A 23,860-nucleotide genomic window follows, 5' to 3' on the forward strand; every position below is an offset into this window, starting at 1 on the left:
GAGCTTGCTCCCGCTGGGTAGCGCAGCAGCCCCAAAAAGGCTGATGGAGATCAGCCTGACACACCGAGGTGACTGGCTTGGGGCCGCTACGCAGCCCAGCGGGAGCAAGCTCCCTCGCCACGGGTGTAATGGGTGCCCGCAGACGCCCAGGCACAACAAACCCTGTGGGAGCGAACTTGATCGCGATGGCAATGACTCGGTTTTACGCCAGGCATCACAAGCTCAACCGCCCCCGCTCCTCCTCGGTCAACCGCTGCCGCGCCTGCTCATCCAATGGCCCGGCGCCCAATACCTGCACCGGACTGGCGGGATCATAGGCGCGTGGCGTCTCACGGCTGGCGCCGTCGCGGGATGGGGCCAGTTGCTCCGAGCCGAAACTCACCACTTGCACGGTAAACACCGACGCCTGGTTCTGCCGCGCCGCGTTCTGTTGCTGGCGGGCCACGTCTTCCGCCGCTTGTGTCGCCGAGGACGCCGCCGAACTGGCCGAGGTGATGGCCCCGGTGTTCACCGAGGCCGCCAGTGGCACACCGGAGGATTTGCCCTGAGTCTGGATATTGGCCGCGTTCACCACGGTCAACGCCGCGATGTTCACGTTACCCGACACCCGGATCCCCGCCTCGCCCGCATCGATGGTGCCCAGCGGCGCGATCAGATCAATGTCGCCAGGCGCCACTTCGGCAATCGGGTTGAGCGTGGCGATACCGGCGCCGGTGCTCGGCACCGACGGCGACAATGTCACGTTACCCCACGTGTCATACAAGCGCTTGGGCGGCGTGTACACCACGGTGGTCTTCGAACCGCGACCGGCGTTGATGTCGCCCTGAGCCGACCAACCGAGGATCGAGCCGCCGAAAGTGGTCATGATCCGGCTCTGCCCCAGCAGGATGCTGTTCTGCGCATACAACTGAATATCGCCCTCGCCCTGGGTAATGACCCCGGCGGTGGACGGCGGCGCATTGCCCTCGATGCCGAAGGTCTGCCCGCCGCCCGGCGTGAGCATCTGGATGCTGCCGCCGAAATCGGTGTGCACCCCCGCCCCGCCGAACATCGTGATGTCGCCCTTGTAGGTGATCGCATTACCCGCCACGTCTTTGGCTGGGAACAACAGCGCAATAGCCTCCCGGCTCCGCAAGTAACTGCCCTCGCGAACGCCACCGGCTTCGTTGTACTCACGGCCACCGGCCTTGAGTTCAGCGAAGTACACATCGCGAGCAAACACCCGCTGCTGCTCGGCCGGCAGCGCCGCGAAGTAACTGCGGGCCTCTTCGGTGTCGCCGCTGAAGCCGAAGCGTTCCTTGAGCCAGTCCACCAATTCGACCTCATAGGTCTTGGCGACTTTACCGTCCTGGTTCGCCAGGGGCACACCGGCCAAAGCCTGGTTGGCCGGGTCCAGGTACGCCTTGACGAAGCGCTGGTAATCCGCGCCGTTGAGGCCAGCGCCGGCTTGCAGCACCAGGCTCGCGCCGGGGCGCGCATCCCCCGGTACCACGGCGCCGAGGCTGGTGATGCTGACCTTGTCGTCCATCAGGATATTGCGCCCGGCGGTGATCTCCAGCAGGCCGGGGCCGGCGACGTTGAAGTTGCTGTAGAGGATGTCGCGCCCGGCGGAGACGATGGAAATGTCGGTGGGGTTGTTGTGGATGAAGAGGTTGCCGGAGCTGGTGTAGTTTCCCGTGCCCCCCACGCCGGAGTCCTCATTCAGAGACCCGCCCAGCGGTATGCCGCTGCTGACAATGTCTCGCCCAGCCATCATCCGCACAGGTCCGGCGCCTTCGTAGGCGATTCGCCCCGGCCATCTGCCTGTGGAGACTGATGCCATCGACCGTCCAGTAGTGACTGCCAGCAAGTCGCCTTCAAGCGCATAGAAGCGAGCAGGATCGTCATTGAGGGCCCACTCGCTGGAAGCGCTGCTGGTGTCAAAGGCAAACAGCGGCAATATGTTCAAACTAGGGCGAGCGGGGTTGCCATCGGCTGAGAGATTGCTGGTCTTTATGACGAAACCATCCATACCGACAAAGGCTGGCCGAAACGGTGTCGCCAGGGCCGCAGACGATGCACCGGAACGACTGACCGACATATCGCCGCCGTAGATGGAATCGCCGGCCATGAATTGCAACTCACTGTTGATGCCGGGAGCGAGCAGTAGGGCTGGACGGTTGTTGCCGTTGTAGCCTGTGTCATACAGTTCCGAGGACTTGCCATAATAAAGGCTGCCACTGGCTGCCACAGCCCTCAGGATGGACGGATAGACCACCGCCAGGTCCGTTGCGGTGCTGGATGTGAAAGGTGTCAGGTTGCCTCCCGACGTCCACAAGTCGACCGCAGTATTGGCTGTCCACAGCGTGAACCAGCTCAGGCCTGATCCGTTACTGTCACCGTCCTTGAAGCGTGAGGCGCTCATCATCGGTGCCCGGCCCGGGTCGGCGACGTCCATCACGACAAGGTCGCCCGAAGTCGTCAGGTCGAAGGTAGCGTCACCCGGCATTAGGGTCAGTCCACCAGTAGCAAACCCTCGTGTGGATTTGAAGGAGTCGTAGGCCCGCGTTTCTCCAGGGGACTGTGTTGAGACAGCATTGCCGTATCGAAGGTCGATTCGACCGATGGCGCCGCTGTCGATCTGCGCGTGGCCCCGCAGGTTGATGACCGCGCCGTTGAGATGCCCGTTCACGAACAGGCTCTCGGGATTCAAAGCACCACCCACACGCAGATTGAGATCGCCACCACCGGTCAATTGCAGGCTGCCATCAGCGCCCACACGTCCGGTGCTGCCCACCGCCAACAGCAGCCCCTGGCTACGAGAGTTGATGTTTGAGTTGAAGTCGCTACCGGCGAGTCGGTTCAACACGCCCGCGTCCCCCTTCACCTGTACATCCAGATCACCGCCGCCCAAGGTCCCGAACCCGGTGAAAGCGGCCATTTGATCAGCGCCACCGGACACCGTCGACGCGGTATAACTACCGAAGTTGATCCACCAGGCGGTCGGCTGGCTGTTCGCTGAATCACCATTGCCCTGGCGCCAGAGCCAATTGCCCACATTGGCCGAGTCCTGGCCCGTGTCGGCGGGATTCGGTCGTCCGCTAGGGGTTGCTGCAGGCGCGGTCAGGTTACCGCTGAGGTCGCCGCCGACCTTGAGCAACAGGTTACCGCCCGCGTCCGGATACCAGGCGCGATAGAGACTTTCAGTGCCGCCGTCGACCAGCTTTTCGTTGCTGCCATCCTCGTCGTTGAGCACCTTGCCGTTGGCGCCCAGGGCCTTGGGCTGGTTGTAGGGATCGCCTGGGAACGTTGGTGCTGATGAGGTGCCAGCGGTATAGATGCCGAACAACGAATCCATGCGCAGGCTGCCGCCGCTCAATAATTCCAGGTCCCCGGTGCCGGTGCGGATGACGCTCGGACGGACACTGCCGACAACCGCTTCATACTCCACGTCTGCGGGGGCACAGACACTCGGCGCCGCGTCGCAGAGTGACTGAACCGAATCAAACTGGAAAAACTGCGCAGCCGCTTGGCTGATCAGCTCGCCGGCCTTGACCTCAAAGCCGGAACCTGCCAATTCCTCCTCCGCTGCCTTGGTCCATCTGTAAGAGGCTTGAAGCGCGCAAATACCGGCGAAATCCGCACAGAAGGCGTCAACCGAGTCGTAGCCAAAATTGCTCACGATGTCCAGGTCAACGGTTTGGCCAAGCTCTACCGTGAACCCCGCGCCCGCCAGCTCATCGACCCCTTGCTGGGTCCACCGGTAGGTGCCCTTGGCAGGCACGGCTTTACCAAACATACCGTAATGGCTATCGGCAAGACGCAAGTCGCCTTGTACCGGGTCAGGCTGGACGACCCGGCTGTCCGCCGCCGCCGTATCCGCCCCAGCCACCAACCGCAGCGACCAGGACTGCGAGCCCTCGGCGAGCATCGGGGCGATAGCCCACATGCGGCCATCGCTGCCCGCAAGCTCCGGGCGCAACTGCACCGATTCGACGCCGTCCGGCAACTTCACATCGGTGCCAGAGGGGATCAGCGAACCGCGGTTCAAGACCAGGCTGCCTTCGAGCTTGAGGATATTGGTCTGCACATTGCCCGCGTCGGCCACGTTGGGCAGCGCCACGCCTTTGGGCCAGGTGAAGCCACGCAACGCTGTGGCATCGCTCAACACGCTGCCAGCGCCCAGCTGCGAGCCGGCTTCCAAAGTCTGAGCCCGGTTCAGCAAAGTGCCCGCAGCAAACAGCAGGTTGCCGGACGCATCGTGCACCGCAGCTGCCAACACCGTGCCGGCCGGCAGTTGCAACGGTTGGTCAAGGACTGCGGCCACTGGCAGTCGAGTACCCGCCGCCAGGGTCACGCCCTTGATCGGCAAGTCGTAGTTCAAGGTGGTTCCCGCCGGGAACGCCGTGCCGTCGGCCAGGGTCACCCCCGCACCGGGGACGACGATGTCGCCACCGGTGAAATCGATGCCGGGCAGCAGCACCCAGCCTTTGTCGTCTTGGGTGACGGGTGGCGGAGCGAATCCGTCGTTGATGCTGCCGTAGATGCTCAGGTCGCCGCCGGCGCGCAGGGTCAGCGCACCGACCTCGCCGGAGCCGTACACGGCGGTTTTACGAGTATGCGGATTTACACTGGCGTAGCGATAACCGGACAGGTCCAAGTCACCCTGCACCACCAGGTCACCGTCGGCAGTGGCACTGACGATTTCCACGCCGGGGCGCAGGTGGAACGCATCAGCATAGCGAGCATTATTAAGGCCGGAGAGCTTGCGCCGCATCAAATCGCTGTTGTCCAGCGCCGCGTTGATGAAGGCGAGGCTGTCCTGATGCTTGCCATCCAGGTAGGCCTGGTCGATGACCTGATAAGGACGGCCACTGGCCGCCGGATCACTGCCAAAGGCTGCGTCGTTGTATTGCCACATACCATTGACGGCGATGGACCGCGCGCCCTGGATATCCAGGTTCCCGCTGGCGTCGATGGCGATGTCACCGTGGGTGGCATCTGGCCCGACGCGCCGGGCATTGAGTTCCAGAGTGCCACGAGCGCGCCCATCATGCTGCCCCGCAGGCGCCGCAGTGCCATGGCGCAGATCGATGCGGGCACCGTCGGCCAATGTCAGCACGCCGCCCCGGGAGGTCAGGTCGACCATGGCGCGGTTCGGTGAGTCGATGATCTTGCCGTAGCTGTCCACCCGCAGGCGATTGCCGTGGGCGTCGAGTACCGCGCTGCTGCCCAGGGTCAGGGAGCGCCCGGCGGCGAGCCGGATGCTGCCAACCCGCTCGCCGCTGGCGTCGACCTTGCCGTTGACCAGCAGGCTGCCATTGTCCAAGGACACACTGATGGACGAGGCCTTGAGCTCATTGCCAATGACCAAATCGCCCTGTTTGAGCTGGAAACCACGGGAACCGAACACCTGCCCTTCGTTCAACCTTTGGTTCAAGGCCGCGAACTGCTCGCTGAGGTTACCGTTGCCGCCCAGGCGCTGGGCCTGGATCTCCACGCCGCCGGCCAGATATGGCATGGCAGTGCCCCCGGCGTCATATTCGCCCGTGCTGCTGCCGAGGATACGCCCCTGCAAATCGACCACCCCGGCCGCGCCGTCCAGCGCCACCGCACTGAGCCGACCGGCCTGGTTGTGGCGGGCCGAAAGGTCGATGCTGGAACCAGCAGCCTGGCGGATGTTGCCGCTCTGGCTTTGCAGAATCACCTCGCCACCGGCGCTGTAGCGTGTCACATCGTTGAAGGTGACGGTGCGGCCCGCCACGTCGATCAGTGCCCCATCGGCCAGGGTCAGGTCATCCGTTGCGCTCAGGGTCAGCTTGCCGCTGGGCAGGATCACCGCGCTAGCAACGTTTAGGCTCGCGCCTTTGATGGACAACTCGCCCCCAAGCCCGGAGACATTGCCCGGCTTAGCGCTTGTGCCCGCTACGTTGACCGCGCCGCCTGCGGTGATGCGGTTGACCGAGCCGGCTTCACCGGTCAGCAACGGGGTGAGGATATTCAGGTTGCCGCCGCTGTAGGCGTAGCCCGTTTTCGCGTCATAGGCCTCCTGGCGTTGATACACCGCCAGGCTGCCTTTGTGGTTGGCGGTCAGGCGTTCGCTGGCACTAAGGTTGACGTTGGCGAAGCCCAGCGCAAGACGGCCCAGGGTAGTGATCGAGCTCGGTTGGGCGAAATCGCCATAGCCGAACTCGATACGCTGGGCCTGGATGTCCAGGCGACCGGCCCCGGTGCCAGCACCGCCGGCAATCACCGAACCCGGCGCGCCAACAGCGCCGTTCCAAATCAGGTTGGCGGTGCGAATGGTCGCCACGTCACTGGCGCTGCCTGCGCCATAAATGGCCGGGGTGCTGAGCATCAGGTTATTCAGGCGCGACTTGCCGGTGGCCGGGTCATAGGTGTCGAGGCTGACGGTGCCGTAGAAATTCAGTGCTTCACGGGCCGACAGCTCGAGGGTTTCCAGGGCCGGGGCGCCGTATTCAGTATCGCCACGCAACAGGCGATCAAGAACGGTCTGGCTCAGGGTCAGACCCGCTGGCAAGACTTGGCGCGTCGCGGCATCGCTCAGAGCCTGAGCTGTGCCAACGTTGATGTTGCTCAGGGCCAGGGTCAGGTGACGGGTGCCGTAGCGCACCTGGTCGCCCAATGCCACACTGCCGCCCGAAGCGGCGACGATACTGCCCTCGGAATGAATCCGTGTAACGCCACTGCAAGCCATCAGGCTGCAACCGCCGATGTCGATGGAACCGATGGACCCCGATTCGGGCGCCAGCACGTTGAGCAAACCGTTGGAGGCGGCCAGCATACTGTAGTTGTTTGATTTCCCAGTGAGGTTATAAATGAAACCATCACGAGCGTCGTAGGCGGCCTTGCCCCGTCCGACGGTGTTGATCACGGCGCCTTGTTCCACCAACACTTCCCCGCCGCTGGACAACAGGAAAACTTCGGGAGCTGCCAAGGTCGCGCCTTCACGCAAGATCACGCTGCTCGACACCCTTTGCGGAGTGATGTAGTTGCCGCCTTGTCCATAGATTACCGAAAACTGGCCGCCGATCACTTGGCGCGAGGCATTCAATGCATTCAGGCTCTCGGCATTGAGGGTCACACCTTCGAAGCCAGCCGTCGCCCCACGCCCATCAGCAACCACCTCAAGCGCGCTCCCGACGCTCCCGACCACCGCGACAGTACCGCCGTAGCCACCGGTCTGAGGCGAAAATTTGCCGATGCCCTTGAAGGAGAACGCCTGCTCCCCCGCTCCAGGGGCCAGGTTCAGCTTCAAGGTCTTGGCGTCCACTGGCAACATTGCCCGAGGCACGCCCAGGCGAGCAGCATCGGCCAGGGCAAACTGGGCATAGCTGGTTTCGTTGTATTGCGAGTAGCGACGCAGCACATCGCCCGACGTCAGGATGACCTGACTGGACAGACTGTTGCGCTGCCCGGTATTGGCCACCGACAGCACGCCGGCAGTGGTCCAGGAACCGTTGCGCATCTGTTGCGCGCCCGTTGTGACACCTTGCCCCGCCAAGCCATTGACCTCGACTCGGAACGCCCCCGGCAACAAGGCGTAGGTGGACGGCATCAAGGTATAGGTACCCGCCGCCAACCCCGGAACACCGGCACCGATGGTGATCTGCTGGCCCACCCGCGGATCCACCGCGCCGCCTTCGGGCGCGACCGGCGCGTAGGCACTCTGGTTACCCGGTACGATAGCGTACACCGGGTTGCTGGAAAGACCCGGTAAGGTGAAGCCGCCATTGGCGCCGATTTGCACCAGTGGGTTGAAACGCGCGTCAGTAGAGCCTCCACGGCCTGAGATGAAACCGGCACCCAGCAGTTCACCGCCTCCAGAAAGATCGAGTACCGAATTTTCCTGGGCCGCCACCGACTGACCACCGAGGATAACGCCGATGTTCAGGTCGCCGTTGTTGGAGGGCACCGCGCCTTGCCCTAGCAACACAACTTTCTTGCCGGCGTACTGATAACTTTGGCCGTCGACGGTGCCGCCATAAGGCAGTACCAATCCCAGACCACTGACCGACGTCAGGCTGCCTGGCAACAGATTGACTCGATCGGTGACAGCTTCCCCTGAACCACCATTGGTACCGATTTCAAGCAACCCCAAAGGCGCGCGGACGACACCACCTTGTTCGATTTTCGCGCTGCCCAATTGCAGGCGGCCGAATGCCGAATAGGGCACCTGAGGCGTAACCTCAGTGGTACGCCGGATGACCAGGCTGCGCGCCGGATCGTAGAGCGGGGTACCGGCAGCATCTTGCCCCCAGCCATAGCCCGCCAATATCCGTGCCCCTACTCCAGTCGCCGGGTACAGCTGCGCCGCTTGCAATAACATGTCCGAAGGGGTCAGCAGTTGGGTGGTAAAGCCCGTAGGCAGTCCGTCACTGGAGAACCCAGCCAGGAATCGCAAATCCCCCCGACTGTTTAGCTGAACCTGGTCGAAACCGGCGCGTTCCAGTCCGACCGTACTGCCGTCGGCCTGCCTCACCGTGCCTTTGCTGCTGAACATCACACTGCCCTGCACATCCAGCAGATCCGCGTTGACAGAAAACACCGCCTTGTTCGCCAACGACGATATACCGCCATTGATCAAAGGTCGGGTGTAGCCCTCCATATTCGGAAGACTGGCCGCAGGGCCCGATAGCAGCACATGGGAGGCATTGAGTTGGAGCCGGGTATCAGCTGGTGCGGTTGCGCTCATTCCGAAGCTGCGGGCATACAAACTCAGGCTTTGGCCGAGAGACAGTGACACGTCGCCATCGACGCTCAACAGGCCATTGCTCAACAAGGCAAGGCTGTCGAAGCCGCCCGACTGGACCTGGTCCACGCCCAACCGGCCGTGACCGTAGACAAGGGAATCCGCCGAGGTCTCGGCTGTGTCGCCCAGCAGGGTCGCCTGGGCGTTTTCCCCCAGCACCAGCTCACGCACCTGCAAGACCCGGTCACTGACCGAATCGTTGCGGTAGTACGGCGTTTCCAGGGCCACCGACAAACTGCCGCCTGCCGCCCCTGTGCCACCCGAACGAGCGCTGAACTCGCCGTCCAGGTACAAACCATTGGCCGACGCCAGGGAAATACTGCCGCCATTGCTCGCCACCGACGTGCGTCCCTGGCCGGGAATATCCAGCACGGCCTGGCTGCCATCCGCTTGCAAACGCGCACCGTCGCGCACCACCACGAACAATTCGGACGCTGAAGCCGATCCTTTCGCGGCATCGATCTGACCGCCGATAACAATCTGCCCACCGTCGCGTACCAGGCCGTAGGTCAGGCCGCGCATATCCCGGGCGGTCACGGCCCGACTGGAGACATCGATCAGGGCGTGCTCGCCGAGCCAGATGGAACGACCGTGGCCCTGAGCATTGACTGCTTCGCCGCCTGCTCCAGTGACACTCAACCCGCTGAGGCTGACCCGCCCACCCCAGGCGTTGAGTGTGCCGTTGGCGGTCAATTGACCAATGCTGCGTATATCAATGCCTTGGCCCGGATCAACACTGATCACGCTGCCCTTACCCAGGTTCAATACCGTGCTCGCCATGTCGGCGGCGCTGGAGTTCGCGGTACCGGCAGTGAGGCTCAGGCTCGCGCCGCGACGCTGGGTCAGGACGCCTTTGATCGCATCTTCCTGATAAAGCTCCGGCGTCCAGCGCTGCAAAGCATCCGCCGGTTCTGCGCCACTGCCGGTGCTCAACGCCTGCTCGCCGAAACGGTACACCGGCATCGTCACATCGACCTTAGTACCTTCGGCCACCGTCAGGCCTTCGTTGCCGGTGATGTCATAAGCTGAGAAGCCCTTGTCGAAGAAATCGCCGCCCAGTTGCAAGGTACTCGGTTCAAGCGGCGAGCCACTGTTGCCGATCAGCACTTTGTTGGCCGCTAGCTTCAAGGTCCCGCCGCCATTCACACCGGTGCCGCGCAGTTCACCCTTTAGGGTCAAGGCGCCGTTACCGGACGACGCGCCGGTACTGGCGGTCAGGGTCAGGTCACCACCCTTGCCACCGCGGGTCTTGCCATCAGCCATAACCGCAGCACCGGAGCTGACGTCGATCAGGCTGCCCTGACGCACATCGATACCGCCGCTGCTGCGCACGGACACGACGCCGCCATTGATGAATGGCAAGCCCTGACGGTCGCCGCCGTCAAGCAGCAGGTTGCTCCACCGGCCAGCGGTGTTCAACGTCACGCCCTCGCCCAACGTGACCACAGCACGCTGACCTGTGGCGGGCGAAAGCACGACATCTCCCATCTGGAAATTATCGGTTCTGACCTGTTTAAGCACGTTACCCAAGGCAATGCGGCCACTGCGGGCCGTCAGGTCGGCGTTCACTTCGACCTGCGGCGCATAAAGCGTGATGTCGCCGCCATCGGCTACCTTGAGCGCGCCATCGACCTTGATGCCCTCAAGCGCCGCCACCTTGACCGCGCCGAGTTGGAAACCGTTGAGCAGATCGTTATCTAAAAACAGTTTGCCTTGCCGATCAGTGCCGACCACCGAGGTCAGGTCCAGGCTCGCAGCAATCTTGTCGGCCACCTTGCCGACGGTGACCTGATCGAGCGTGGGGTTCAGGCCGCTGTTGATCACGCCGCTGGTCTTGTCATAGATCGGCGTGTAGCTGCCCACCCACAACTGCGCCCTTCGGGCCACGGCGTTTTGCGATTGCTGGTAACCGTCGAGGTTGAGGTTCGGTGCCTGGGTCTGGCGTTCGCCCTGGTAGACCTCGCCGACTATCTGGCCTTCCAGCACCGCGTTGCGGGTCGACACCACCAGCTTGCCGGCATCGCGGCCGACGGTGTAGCCGGCTTCGAAGCGCTCACGCGGGGCGATCAGCGGGTTGTAGAAGTATTCGGTCTGACCCCAGCGCTGGCTGTGATCTTCGTAGCCCTTGTAGATGCCGGTGTAGAGGATGTCCCCCGGCGCCTTGGACAAGTCATACAAACGCCCATTGGGGCCCTTGAGCCAGGACTGACGCAGATAACCACTCTGCACATCCAGAGTACCGCCGGACAGATTCAGTTGCGCCGCCTGCTGGGTCACCACGTCGTTGCCGGTGAACGTCAGGGTGCCGCCTTGAGCAGCCCATTCACCGGCGCTGTGGCCTCGAGTGCCCAAATAACCGCCGACTTCCAACAGCCCACCCGCCGTGTACCAACGGTCGGTGGCGTAACCGTTGGTGCCCGCCGGCACGTAGATCAAATCACGCACGTCCACCCACACATCGTTGTTGGTCAGCTTGCCGCCCTCGCGGTTGACCGGCGCATCACGCTGCTCGTTGCCCTGCACGTTGACCTTTATGGAATTGGACTCCATTGCCACCTTGACGCCGATGGCGCCGGAGACATCGATCACCGCGCCATCGCGCACCAGGCTGCGACCGGCGGCGCTGACCGCGACCTGGCCGCCGGTGGCCAGGGTGATGGAGCCGTTCTGGAAGTCGACGCTACCGCCACTGACGATCTCGACCCGCGACTGATCGCTGCGGTCAACCACGCTGCTGAGGTTGTTGAACTGACCCGTGATCAGGTTGTTCGGCGTGCCGTCCAGGCCAGCCGGTCCGGCGTTGCGCTGGCTGTCCAGGGCACTGCCGCCTGCGGCGTCGAGCAGCACCGCCGTGGCGCTGCCCTGCCCCAGGGTCACACTGCCGGTGCTGTCGTTGAAGGCGTTGAGCAAGTGCACGGTGCCGCGGGTGTCCACTGAACTCGTAGCGATGGCCACGCCCTTCTGCTCAACCCGGTGTCCGGTGAGGGTAATGTCGCCGGTGCTGGCCTGGATCAGGCCACTGTTGATCACCGTGCCGGCGCTGCTGCCGGGCTTGAGGGACGTCGCCACCTCGTTGCCACGGGTAGTGGAGCGCAGGTTGCCGCTGGTGCCCTGGCCCCGGCGGATATAAAAACTGTCGCCCGCCGCCAGGGTGGTCTGGCCCTTAGCGGTGATGATAGAGCCGGCGTTCTCCACTTCGCTACCCAGCAACAAGGCATAACCACCACCGGCCGTAGAGGTAGCGGCGCGGTGGGTTTCGATCAGTGCGCCCTGCTGCACTTCGACCTTGCCTGCCGCGTCAGTGAAGGTCGGTTGGGTGCCGGTGGCATCGACATACAAGCCGCGCTTGCTGAATTGCTCATCGCTGATGTTGGCCGCCACCGCCGCCAGGTTGCGTACGTTGACCTGACTGCTGCCGCTGAAAATGATGCCGTTGCGGTTGACCAGCATCACCGTGCCGTTGCCCTTGATCTGACCCTGGATCTGGCTCGGTCGTGCCTGGGGATCGTTGACCCGGTTGAGCACGGCCCAGTCCGATTGCTGCTGGAAATCCACCGTGGTATTGCGCCCGACGTTAAAGGTTTCCCAGTTGAGAATCGCTTTGTCGGCGGTCTGCTCGATCTTCACCGTGGTCTTGCCGCCGGCCTGGGTCTGCTGCGGTCCCTTGGCGTTGAGCCAGCCCTGGGTCAGGCTGTTATCGACCTTGAGCCCGCCCTCGCCCAAACCGTCGGGCACGGTCTGCACCTGCCCGAATGCGGCTTGCCGCCCCGCAGCCTGGGCCGCCTGCTGGGCCGCGATGGCGGCCACGGTGTTGTTGAGGTTGGTCAGCGAACGCTGCAACTGCGCATTGGCCCGTTGCTGTTGCGCCAGGGGTGGCGGCATGCCTGGCTGCGCCGTCGCGGGCCGCCCCGCGCCACCGGCCTGGGACGCGCCCTTGGCGGCAAACCAGGCCGAACTGAACGCCGTGGCCGCCTGGGCATTGCCGGCCACCATCAGTAGGGCAATGGCCTGGGCCAGCGGCTTGAGCCGCAACAGCGACAATTCGCCATCGCGACGGGGGGCATTCAGGTTCGTCGGGGGTTTGCAGCGCAGCATCCTACTCATCCTTTCGGTTTGCTCTAAGGGTTCGCAACGCGCTGCTTTCAAGCTGCCAGCGTTGGTTATAGGGGATAGGCGGTTACAGCCGGTCGGGACCGAACGGTTGTCATGAAAATTTCATGTGGCTGTGCCGGTACGTGTGTTGTGCAAAAAATCAGCAACGACTTGCGCCGTGGCTGATTAAGGTTGGGGGTTGCTCCCAGCATGGTTTTACAGCGGACGACCTATACCGTTGCATACGTTTGGGTTGCCGATGCTTAAGGTGTTGGAAGCCGTCAGAAAAGTGGTGCGGATTGCGGTTTTCCAGGCGGCGGGTAATGGCAACAGACGGTTGGCGCTAATAGCGGCGTCGTTATTGACGGTAGGGAAAGCGTTGTAGTGACGGGTAAAGAAGTTACGCACCTGTGTGCTCTGGGTGGCATCGGCATAGCACTGGCTAAAGATCAGGTTGGTGAAGCCGAGGATCGGGTAACCGGTCGTTGGGTAGAGAAATAAGCTAGGGTCGTTTGGGTTTGCATTGAGCATTGCTATAGAAGTAAACACCGGCACCCAGTTGCCGGGGTTTGCACGATTAGCGGTGGCAGGAACAGAGAGAGTGGCTATGGCTGCCGAAATATTCGCTGGCGCAGGAGAAACACCGGCAATCCGGGCCACCTTTGTGGCGTCATCCAGGCCGGCCAACGTCGACGCAGCATAAGCCGGGCTCATATAAGTGATAGCACCTTGAGTGGCGTTCACCGCGTACATGGCACCTTCACTGTGGACGGCCGATAGAGCACCGGCGGGCGGCCCTCCGCTGTAACTGGAGGCAAAGTTGGTGGCGACGGAGAAGGTGCCTGTTTCCGCGCACTTGGCGTTCAGGAATCGGGTGAACAGCTCGGTGGTGCCACTGCTCTCGGCACGATAAACCACAGTGATTGGCCCGGTACGGCCTGATCCGGCGATCTGGCTCCAATCGGTCAGGCGGCCGGAGAATACGCCGCACAACTGGTTGACACTCAAGTCGATACCAGCCGCGCCGGCCTTGTTGAAAGGAATGGCGATTGAAGTGGCGGCCGAAGGCACCTGGATCAATGGACCCCAGGCTGCGCCGTGAGCGAAGGCGTAAGTGTCCAATTCAACGGGTCTGAGCTTTGAGTCACTGGCGACCCAATGCACGTTCTTGGTGGTAATGCCCCCCACGAACTTGCTGTAGTCGTTATTCAGAAAAGCGATCTTGCCCGCACCGCTGCCCACCCCGATATAGGGGGCGAAACCGCCGGTCAATACGCCGGATGTCTGATAAAGCGGCTGCGCCAAGGTAGTGCCACCACCGTTAACTTCGGCCATTGCCACCGGCGCGCATAAGCCGCCACACAACAATGCAACCGTTCGAGAAAGATGCTTGAACATGACAAGACTCCTGTCTTGAAATGCTGCGCCCGATCCGAGTCACTCGAGTGGTAGCGCAGCTCAAAGGTGTGAAACGGCCACCGTTAACTACGAAGAAATCAGCAACGGCTTTCGCCGTTGCTGATCGGGTATTGCAGGTCGTTCAAGCGTGGGCTTACAACGGACGACCGATGGCGTTGCAGACGCTGGCGTTGCCGATGCTCAGACCGCTGGAGGCCGTAACGAAGGAATCACGAATGGCGGTTTTCCAAGCCGAAGGCAGCGGCACGAAACGGTTGGCGGTGATGGCCGAATCGTTGTTGGTCAACGAACCGTAGTGGCGGCTGAAGAAATTGCGAACCTGAGTGGTCTGGGTCGCATCGGCGTAGCACTGGCTGAAGATCACGTTGGTGAAGCCCAGGATCGGATAGCCGGTGGTTGGGTAAACCACGACGCTTGGATCGTTAGGGTTGGCGGCGGCGGCGAATACCGGCACCCAGGCGTTCGGGTTGGCGCGGTTGGCGACGGCTGGTACTGGAACAGCAGCGATAGCGGCCGAAACGTTGGCTGGCGCAGGGGAAACACCGGCAACGCGGGCGACCTTGGTGGCATCATCCAGACCGGCCAGGGTGGTAGCTGCGTAGTCCGGGCTCATGTAGGTGATACGGCCCTGGGCAGCGTTCACCGCAGTCATCACAGCCTGGCTGCCGGTGGCGGACACAGCACCGGCTGGCAGGCCACCGCTGAAGCTGGAGGCGAAGTTGGTGGTGATCGCAAAGGAAGCGTTATTAGGCTCAGTGCACTTGGCATTCAGGAAGCGGGTGAACAGCTCGGTGGTGCCGCTGCTTTCTGCACGATATACCACTGTGATCGCGCCGGTACGACCTGAACCAGTGATCTGGCTCCAGTTAGTCAGACGGCCGGAGAACACACCGCACAACTGATCGACGCTCAAGTTGACGTTGGCAGTGCCAGTCTTGTTGAACGGAATGGCAACTGAAGTGGCGACCGAAGGCGCCTGAATCAATGGACCCCAGGCCGTGCCGTGGTTGGTGACGTAGGCGTTCAACTCAGCCTGGGTGAGCTTCGAATCGCTACCCGCCCAGTGCACGTTCTTGCTGGTGTCACCAGGCACGAAACGAGTGTAATCGTTGTTCAGGAAAGCGGCTTTGCCAGCACCGCTGCCCACGCCGATGTAAGGGGCGAAACCGGCAGTCAGTACACCGGAAGTCTGGTACAGAGGCTGAGGCAAGGTAGCACCACCGCCGTTGACATCAGCCATGGCGGCCTGAGCGGCGCAGAGGCCGGCGAGGGTCAGGGATACCGCGAGAACGTTGCGCTTAAACATGAAGAATCTCCTTTCATCGTGTTCGTACGTAGGTTGGGTGACGCGTGCTTGCCGTCATGGCGCTCGGTCCTGTGCCGATGGCGATGGGGTGAGGCCATGGGTTAGAAATTCGCAGTTTCCGGTGACAGATAAAGGAAAAAACCTCGGGAGCTGAGGGCTGTTTTTCGGGTTTTTTCCTCGGGTGTTCGAGGGCTCTGGACTGAGGGTTCAAGCTGGTTTTTCGGGGATGCGGAAAGGGTTGTCAGCGAAGTCGGCGGCAGGCCGTCGTGCAGCGGCGAAACATGACAGAACGAGGAACCCGAGTTTGTCGTAGGTAGGACTCGGGAGGTGGGTGAGATCGCAAAAAATATTATCTGCTTTTGTGGCGATGGAGCTTGCTCCCTCGCCACTGGGTTCGTACCCACCTCTGGGTGTGTAGGTTTATTGAACCAACTGATTGATCTCGATGATCGGCAGCAGCACCGCCATGACGATCACCAGCACCACCCCGCCCATGACCACAATCATCAGCGGTTCCAGCAGCGCGGTCATGCCCATGGCGCGGCGTTCGATGTCGCGGGACAGGGTCTGTGCCGCACGTTCGAGCATCGGTGGCAGGCAGCCGGTTTTTTCGCCGCTGGCGATCAGGTGGATCAGCACCGGTGGGAAGACTTTTTCCACCCGCAGCGCCGCCGCCAGGTTGACCCCTTCGCGGACCTTGGCGGTGGCATCGCTGACGCTCAGGCTCAGGCGGTCGTTGGACAACGTCTGGCGGGCCGCCTCCAGGGCTCGCAACAGGGGCACCCCGGCGCCGCCGAGAATCGCCAGGGTCGAGGCAAAACGCGCGGTGTTGAGGCCCAGCACGAAACGCCCGATCAGCGGCAGGCGCAGCACCCGCGCATGCCATTTCAACCGCGCCTGGGGCTTGCGCAGGTACATCCGCCAACTCCAGAAGCCACCGGCCAAAATACAAAAGCATAGCCAGCCCCAGGCCCGAATGAAGTCACTGGCGGTGAGCATCGCCAAGGTCAGCCCGGGCAAGTCCTGGCGGGCCTGGGAGAACGCGCTCACAACCTGCGGTACCACGTAGCTGAGCAGAAAAATCACGATGGCGACCGACACCAGCCCCACCACCCCGGGGTAAATGAACGCCGTGAGGATCTTGCCCCGCAGGTTGTTGCGTTCTTCGATGTAGTCCGCCAAACGCTCCATCACCTGGGCCAGGTCGCCGGATTCCTCACCGGCGGCAATCAGCGCCCGATAGATTTCCGGAAAGTCCCGTGGCCGCGCCGCCAGGGCTTCGGCCAGGCGCATGCCGCTGCGCACGTCGGCGCGCACCGCGCTCAGAGTCTGGGCGATGTGCTTGCGTTCGGCCTGTTCCACCGTGGCGCTCAATGCAGCTTCCAATGGCAGGCTGGCCCCCAGCAGGCTCGCCAGTTGCCGGGTGGCCCAGGCCAGGTCGTTGTCCGAGAGTTTGGCGCTGAACAGGCCGGTGCCGTTGGCCTGTGCCGTATTGCGTTCGAGCTGGACCTGCAGCGCCGTCAGCCCGCGACTGCGCAACAGGTTGAAAGCCGCGCCCTGGCTGTCGGCTTCCAGGTGCCCAACCTCGATCTTGCCAGTGGCGTCGGCGGCTTCAAAACGGTAGCGATTCATCAGGTGTCCCGTGTCACGCGCAAGATTTCTTCAGGTGCGGTGGCGCCACTGCGCACCCAGCGCTCACCGTCCTCGCGCATGCTGAACATGCCGGCCTGGCGGGCGGCAGCTCGCAGCGCCTGCTCCCCTGCCCCTTGGTGGATGAGGGTGCGAATGTCATCGTCGATGCAGAACAATTCATGGATGCCGGTGCGACCGCTGTAACCGGTCTGGTTACAGCTCGGGCAGCCCACCGGGCGCCAGGTGCCGAGGGTTGCCGGATCAGCTTGTTTGCACTGCGGGCACAACCTGCGCACCAGTCGCTGGGCGAGTACGCCGAGCATCGACGAGGCCAGCAGGAACGGCTCGACGCCCATGTCGATCAGGCGGTTGATGGCCGACACAGAGTCGTTGGTGTGCAGGGTCGCCAGCACCAGGTGACCGGTGAGGGACGCTTGTACGGCAATTTGTGCGGTTTCCAGGTCGCGGATTTCGCCGATCATGATGATGTCCGGGTCCTGGCGCAGGATCGCCCGCAAGGCCAGGGCGAAGGTCATGTCGATCTTGGCATTGACCTGGATCTGGCTGATGCCCGGCAGGTCATATTCCACCGGGTCTTCGACGGTGAGAATGTTGCTGGTGCTGGCGTCCAGACGAGCCAGGGCGGCGTAGAGGCTGGTGGTCTTGCCACTGCCGGTGGGACCGGTGACCAGCACGATGCCGTGGGGCTGGCGGATCAGATGATCGAGCTTGCCCAGCACGCCCGGGTCCATGCCCAAGGTCTCCAGTTGCAGGCGTCCGGCCTGTTTGTCCAGCAGGCGCATTACCACCCGCTCGCCGTGTCCGGTAGGCACCGTCGAGACGCGAATATCAATAGGCCGCCCGGCCACCCGCAGGGCGATGCGGCCATCTTGGGGCAAGCGTTTTTCGGCGATGTCGAGCTGGGCCATGATCTTGATCCGCGACACCAGCGCGCCATGCAACGCCTTGCGCGGCGAAACCACATCGCGCAGGGTGCCGTCGACCCGGTAGCGCACCACCGAATGGCTTTCATAAGGCTCGATGTGAATGTCGCTGGCCTCGTCCCGCGCCGCCTGGGTCAGCAAGGCGTTGATCATGCGGATCACCGGCGCGCCGTCCTGAGTGTCCAGCAGGTCGGTTATCTCGGGAATGTCCTGCATCAACCGATCGAGGTCCACCTCATTCTCTGCCGCGCCTACCACGGCGGCGGCACTGCCGGTGTCGGCATAGGCCGTGTTGAGCAGCCCGTCGAGTTCCTCGTCACGCACCCGCTCCAGCCGTACTTCACCGAACTGGCGACGCACTTCGCTGATGGACCAGCCTGGCGTGGAGGGACACACCATCAACACCGCCTCCTCCCCGGACTGGCGCAACACCAGGCGCTGGGCCTTGGCCCAGGCGTATGGGAGGGTGTTCATTGGAGCCACTCCTCTACTGCTGAAACACCCACCGTGGCGAGGGAGCTTGCTCCCGCTGGGTCGCGTAGCGACCCCAAACAGGCTGAATGCAATTTGCCTGACACACCGCGGCGCCAGGTTTTGGGGTCGCTGCGCAACCCAGCGGGAGCAAGCTCCCTCGTCACGGTGTTCATCGTCCAACCGGCTCCGTTGCGGGCACCGCCTTGATCACCGCCCTCGGCATTTGCAGCCCGGCGGGCGCGGTGCCGGGAATCGCCCGGGCCGAGGTCGGCAACTGCGGCGCCTGCACGTCCGGCATGGCCCAGCTACGCTCCGGTTGCAGCAGGCCTTGGGCGCGGCGCATGAAGTCGTAGCGGTTGAGGGTGATGCCGCGCCCCGCCGCCGTGTCGCGGATGATGTAGGGACGCAGGAACACCATCAGGTTGGTCTTGGTGACCTGACGCCGTTCGTTGCGAAACAGCGCGCCGATGCCGGGAATGGTCGACAACCACGGCACAGCATCGTTGCTCTGGCTGTAGCCGTCCTGCAGCAATCCGCCGAGGACCATAATCTGCCCATCGTCCAGCAGGATGCTGGTATCGATGGCCCGTTTGTTGGTGACGATTCCCGTGGTGCTGGAGGCGCGGTTGTCGACGCTGCTGACCTCCTGGTAGATGTCGAGCTTGACCGTACCGCCCTCGGAAATCTGCGGGCGGACGTTGAGCTTCAGACCCACCTCTTCACGGGTCACGGTCTGGAACGGGTTGTTGCTGGTGCCGCCCCCCCCGGTGACGTAACTGCCGCTGACAAACGGAATGGTCTGGCCGACAAAAATGCTCGCGGCTTCGTTGTCCAGGGTCAGCAGGTTCGGTGTCGACAACACGTTGGTGCCGCCCTTGCTCTTCAAGGCCCGGGCCAGCACCTTGAGGTCGAGGATCTTGCCAATGCCGGGGATGTCCACCGTGCCGTTGACCAGGCCCAGGTTCAGGCCCTGGGGCAATACGTCGATGCTGGTCTTGCCGTTGAGGTTGAGCCCGGTGCCACCGAGGTTGACCCCGCCGATCACGCCGCTGCCGCCCAGGTTGCCGGTCTGCCATTGCACACCGAATTCACTGGCATCGTCTTCGCCGACTTCGACGATCAGGCTCTCGATCACCACCTGGGCCCGGCGCTGGTCCAGCAGGTCAATGACCTCTCGCAGGTTGCGGTACAGCGGGTCCGGTGCGGAAATCAGCAAGGTGTTGGTGGTGGCATCGGCCTGGATGGTCACGCCACCGGCACTGAAGGCCGTGTTCTGCTCGTTCTGGGTCGTGGTGGAAGTTTGCCCGCTGCTGCCCGGGGCGTAACCATTGCTGCTGGTCGAGACTGCGCCGCTCGCAGGGCTGGTGCCGCTTTCGTTGCCCTGCCCGCTCTGGCCGTTGGTGCTGGCGCCCATGCTGCTGAGCACCGAGCGCGAATTGTCGTTGCCCTCGCCTTCGCTTTCCCCGGTGAGCAAGCCGCGCAAGGTCTGGGCCAGTTTGGCGGCCTGGGCATTGCGCAGGTACACCACGTGCAGATTGCTCGGATTGTTCTGGGCATTGTCGAGCTTGTAGATCAGGTTTCGCGCCAGCTCGGTCCGCTCGGGGCTGCCGGCGCGGATGATGATGGAATTGGAGCGCGGGTCGCCGATCACGTTGATCTTCTGGGTCTGGTCGCCGCCCTGGGTTTCCAGCAGATCCGAGACCATCTGGGCGATGTCCACGGCGATACCGTTCTGGACCGGCACCACGTCGGTATCGATGGCGCTCGGAGTGTCGATGCCCTCGATGAGCTGCGCGACACGGGACAGGTTCTCGGCATAATCGGTGATGACAATTGTGTTATTACCGGGATACGCATTGATCGGGTTGTTCGGCGAGACGATCGGGCGCAGCACCGGAATCAGGTTTACCGCATTTTCGTATTGCAGGCGAAAGGTACGGGTCAGCATGCCGTTTCCGGCCGGTTTGTCGGCGCTGTAGATCGGCCCGCCCAGCAGCTTGGCGTCGGCCTCGGGCACCACCTGGGCCACGCCGCCGACATCCACCACGCTAAACCCCTGCATGCGCAAGGCGGCAAGCAGCATGTCGTAAGCCTGGCGGGCCGGCACCTGGCCTTCGGAGACCAGGGTCAGGTTGCCTTTGACCCGCGGGTCGACCAGGAATTGTTGCCCGGTGGAGCGGGACAAGGCCCGCACTACCGCCTGGATATCGGCCTCGACGAAATTCAGCGTCACCGGTTGATCACCCAAGGGGTTGGCCGCCGGAGGGCTGCTGCGCGGCTCGCGGGCGCGGGCCGTGAGATCGACTTGGTGCCGCACCGGTGGCTTCTGTTCACGCGAAGCCTGAGCCCGTTGGCGATCCAATAGCACGTCGCCGCTGCGCTGGGTGCTGCCCAGCGGCATACCCAGCTCGCTGTCCACCAGTAAGGGAGGCTGCGATGCCGGCGGCGTGCTGGTGCACGCACCCAATGCCAGCAACAGCAACGGCGCGGCCTTGCGCCAATGACACGGGTATCGGGACCCCTTCATGAAGCTTCCTTAGCGCTTGGCGCCTGGTTCATGCGAACGGTTCCGGACAGAGTGCCGGGAGTAAGATCGGAATCGGCCGGGGCCGTGCGCTGCAAACGGGCCTCGATCACTTCCAGGGAAAATTGCGCTGGATTGCCCAGCAGCCAGTCGATCACTCCATCGGCTGGCGCGTCGGTGAAAGTGAGCTGCCAGGCGCCCGGCGCGTCGGCACCTGGCGCTTGTAACTCGTAATGATCGCCCAGGCCGCTGCCATCCAGGGTCTGACGCAGGGCGACTTCAAGGGATTGGCCCCGGACAGGTCCGCCAACGTCCCGCAACAGCACTTCGAGGGCCTCGGTCTGCGAGCGCAGCTTCGGGGTCTCGGCCTGCCAGTAAGCGATGGATTTCAGCGGCGGCTCGATCAGCGCCAGCCAGGCCAACCCGCTGCTCAGCGCTAGCGCCGCCAGGACCACGGCACGTCGCTCCCGCGTAGCCAGGCCCTGCCAGGTTGTGCGCCAACCCGTGCGAAGGCGCTGCCAACGTGTCCACAACAGGCCCGCAGATGACCTACTCATCGTCTGCTTCCAGAGTGTCGTCGGGGCTACCCTGCGTGCCCTGCCCTGCAGGGGCCACGCGCAGGGTCCAGCCCTGGTCAATGGCCGCGACCTCAATGCCGGCCTGAGCCAGGGGCACCTTCCAATCTTCTCCCGCAGTGGTTTTCTGCGCCTCGGCCACGACCTTCAAGCGCAACTCACCGGCCTCGAATACCAGCTCTTGAACATTGCCGGTCATGAACGGCATGGCACTGCCTGCCTGCTTGACCAGGCTGGCAAAGCGTTGCGCCGGGTCCAACACCAAGCCACTTTGCCGAGCGGTGACTTGCTGACGCGCCTGCTGCAAAGGGTTGAGAATCAGCGGCAGTTCAGGAAACACCTGCTTGACGCGCTGACTCATCTGCGCCTTGAGTCGTTGGCCCTGGGCGGCTTCGCGGGCGGCATAGAGATTCAGCCCGACCACCCACACCGCCAACGCCAGTGCGCAGATTCCCGCCGCCCGTCCCCAGCCGCCGCGCCCGACCATACCCTGTGTCAGCCCGGCATGCAGACCCCAGCCCGGGGCGGTACCGGTCCAACGCTGGGTAGCGGGCAAGCTATCGATCGACGCTTGCGGGGGCGACTCGCCTACCCAATGCAGGCCGGAGCCCACCTCCAGCAACCACTCACCCAGCGCTTCTTCCATCAGCGGCTGGACCGTGGCGTGCTGCAAATCGTGGCGTACCAGCAGGTGCCCGTCTTCAATGCAAGCCACTGGCCCTGGCAGCACTGGCAAAGCGTAGGCGGCCGGATAAAGGCCGCGCAGTTTCAGGCCAGCCTGAAGCAGGATCTGGCCCAGCGTGCCCAGCGACTCGCGATCCAGCCAGGCGACGTGCACCTGCCCGTCTGCACTACGTGGGCCGTGGGCCACTTGCATCTGTTCGCCGGCACCGAGCATCAGCGCCTGGGCCGCGCACGCCACTGCGGCGGAGGTTTTCGTCGCGGACAACGGCGGTAACTCCAGGCTCGTCAGCAAGCTGTCGCGCGGATGCAGGAAACACTCAACCATCAGGTGCTTCGTGCCCTGGCCAAGGGCCCTGAGACTGCTGCGTCCGGCGTCACGAACCTGACCCTGGCGATCCAGCCAGGCAAACGCCACCGGACTGTCGATGCCCAGGCCGTCCAGCGGCGCAAGGGCGATGCGCAAACGGCTCATACCCCCACCCGCGACCAGATTACCTGGGGCAAGCGGTCCTGACTGCGTTGCAGCAAGGCATCCAGCTCGACGCGCCGTTGACCGCTACGCGCCTGGCCCCGCAGGCGGAACCAGTCGCTGGTGATGCCGACTTTGACAGCGCTTGCTTCCAACTCCGGCATGCGCAGGCGATTGACGAAATCCCCACGGTTGATGAACCAGCGGCCGCCGTCGCGTTCATTGATCAGCGCCTGGGCCCGCTGCAACGACAACCCCGGCACGTAGGCGGCCAGCACCGGAGCGCTGGCGGTGTTGCCGTTGAGCCAGGTATTGGCCGGCAGGATCGTAACGTAAGGGGTCAGCGTCTCCAGCAATGCAGGGGTAACGCCCTCGACGTTGCTCAGCTCCTGCAAGGTGCGGAGCATCGGCCGTGTCGGCGCCAAGGTGCCGGGCGCGTCCCGGGAGGTACTGCGGCCACTGTCGAACGTAGTGCTCGCGGGCGTCTTGTCGGCGCGCTCCGGATTCAACAGGCGCGGATAACCGGCAATCACCCGCTCGACGATCCGCGCCCGAAGCGTGGCGGCGACGCCAAGCTGTTCGCACAGCCGCTCGAAGGCCCGCAGCTGTTCCTGATCCACCTGCTCACTGGCCACGAGGTTACGCAGGTTGAACTTGCTCTGCTCATCCTCCAGTTGCCCTTCGAATGGCGTGTCGACCAGGCCGGAGCCTGGCATAACGATAGGTTTCGCCCAGGCCTGGCCGAAGCGCGTCAAGGGGTCGCGCTGGCTGGCGTCCAAAAGCAACTGGCGGCTCACTTGCAGGCCACCCTGCAACCTTGCCATGCCCTGGATGCGCAGTTGCTCGGCTTCCAGGCTGCGGGTGAACAGGGCCTGGCGGGTGAGCATGCCGCCAGCGATCACCGCCACCACGGCGGCGATCAGCAAGGCACTGATGACGGCCATGCCGCGCTGCTTCGCCGCTGTGGGCGAATTCGTTCGCATCACGGG

9 protein-coding genes are annotated in these 23,860 nt (G+C 63.4%); all 9 read right to left on the minus strand.

Annotated elements, in window-relative coordinates:
- Nucleotides 1–214: 214 nt before the first annotated feature.
- The 9 genes from QNH97_RS17815 to gspK all read right to left on the minus strand — a co-directional run bounded on the left by QNH97_RS17815 (nt 215) and on the right by gspK (nt 23,854).
- Nucleotides 215–12,847, minus strand: coding sequence for a filamentous hemagglutinin family protein (locus QNH97_RS17815; RefSeq protein ID WP_283553188.1), 12,633 nt, complete (start codon nt 12,845–12,847; stop codon nt 215–217).
- Between the two features lie 213 nt (nt 12,848–13,060).
- Nucleotides 13,061–14,242, minus strand: coding sequence for a substrate-binding domain-containing protein (locus tag QNH97_RS17820; RefSeq protein WP_283553189.1), 1,182 nt, complete (start codon nt 14,240–14,242; stop codon nt 13,061–13,063).
- A 154-nt stretch (nt 14,243–14,396) separates the two neighbouring features.
- Nucleotides 14,397–15,569, minus strand: coding sequence for a substrate-binding domain-containing protein (locus tag QNH97_RS17825; protein ID WP_283553190.1), 1,173 nt, complete (start codon nt 15,567–15,569; stop codon nt 14,397–14,399).
- A 420-nt stretch (nt 15,570–15,989) separates the two neighbouring features.
- On the minus strand, nt 15,990–17,201 hold the full coding sequence (gspF, locus tag QNH97_RS17830; protein WP_283553191.1) for a type II secretion system inner membrane protein GspF: 1,212 nt from the start codon (nt 17,199–17,201) through the stop codon (nt 15,990–15,992).
- Nucleotides 17,201–18,619, minus strand: coding sequence for a type II secretion system ATPase GspE (gspE, locus tag QNH97_RS17835; RefSeq protein WP_283553192.1), 1,419 nt, complete (start codon nt 18,617–18,619; stop codon nt 17,201–17,203). Before gspE ends, gspF begins: the two co-directional genes overlap by 1 nt.
- A gap of 169 nt (nt 18,620–18,788) precedes the next feature.
- The gene (gene gspD, locus QNH97_RS17840) at nt 18,789–21,146 is read right to left on the minus strand and encodes a type II secretion system secretin GspD (RefSeq protein WP_283553193.1); all 2,358 of its coding nucleotides are present in this window, start codon (nt 21,144–21,146) and stop codon (nt 18,789–18,791) included.
- Nucleotides 21,143–21,700, minus strand: a complete 558-nt coding sequence (locus tag QNH97_RS17845) for a type II secretion system protein M (RefSeq protein ID WP_283553194.1) — start codon at nt 21,698–21,700, stop codon at nt 21,143–21,145. The genes gspD and QNH97_RS17845 overlap by 4 nt, the downstream gene beginning before the upstream one ends.
- The gene (gene gspL / locus QNH97_RS17850) at nt 21,693–22,874 is read right to left on the minus strand and encodes a type II secretion system protein GspL (RefSeq protein ID WP_283553195.1); all 1,182 of its coding nucleotides are present in this window, start codon (nt 22,872–22,874) and stop codon (nt 21,693–21,695) included. The genes QNH97_RS17845 and gspL overlap by 8 nt, the downstream gene beginning before the upstream one ends.
- Nucleotides 22,871–23,854: a type II secretion system minor pseudopilin GspK gene (gene gspK / locus QNH97_RS17855; protein WP_283553196.1), complete on the minus strand. Its 984-nt coding sequence runs from the start codon at nt 23,852–23,854 to the stop codon at nt 22,871–22,873. The genes gspL and gspK overlap by 4 nt, the downstream gene beginning before the upstream one ends.
- Nucleotides 23,855–23,860 lie beyond the last annotated feature (6 nt).

Origin of the sequence: Pseudomonas sp. G2-4 (genome assembly GCF_030064125.1) — a bacterium.
Taxonomy (GTDB): Bacteria; Pseudomonadota; Gammaproteobacteria; order Pseudomonadales; family Pseudomonadaceae; genus Aquipseudomonas.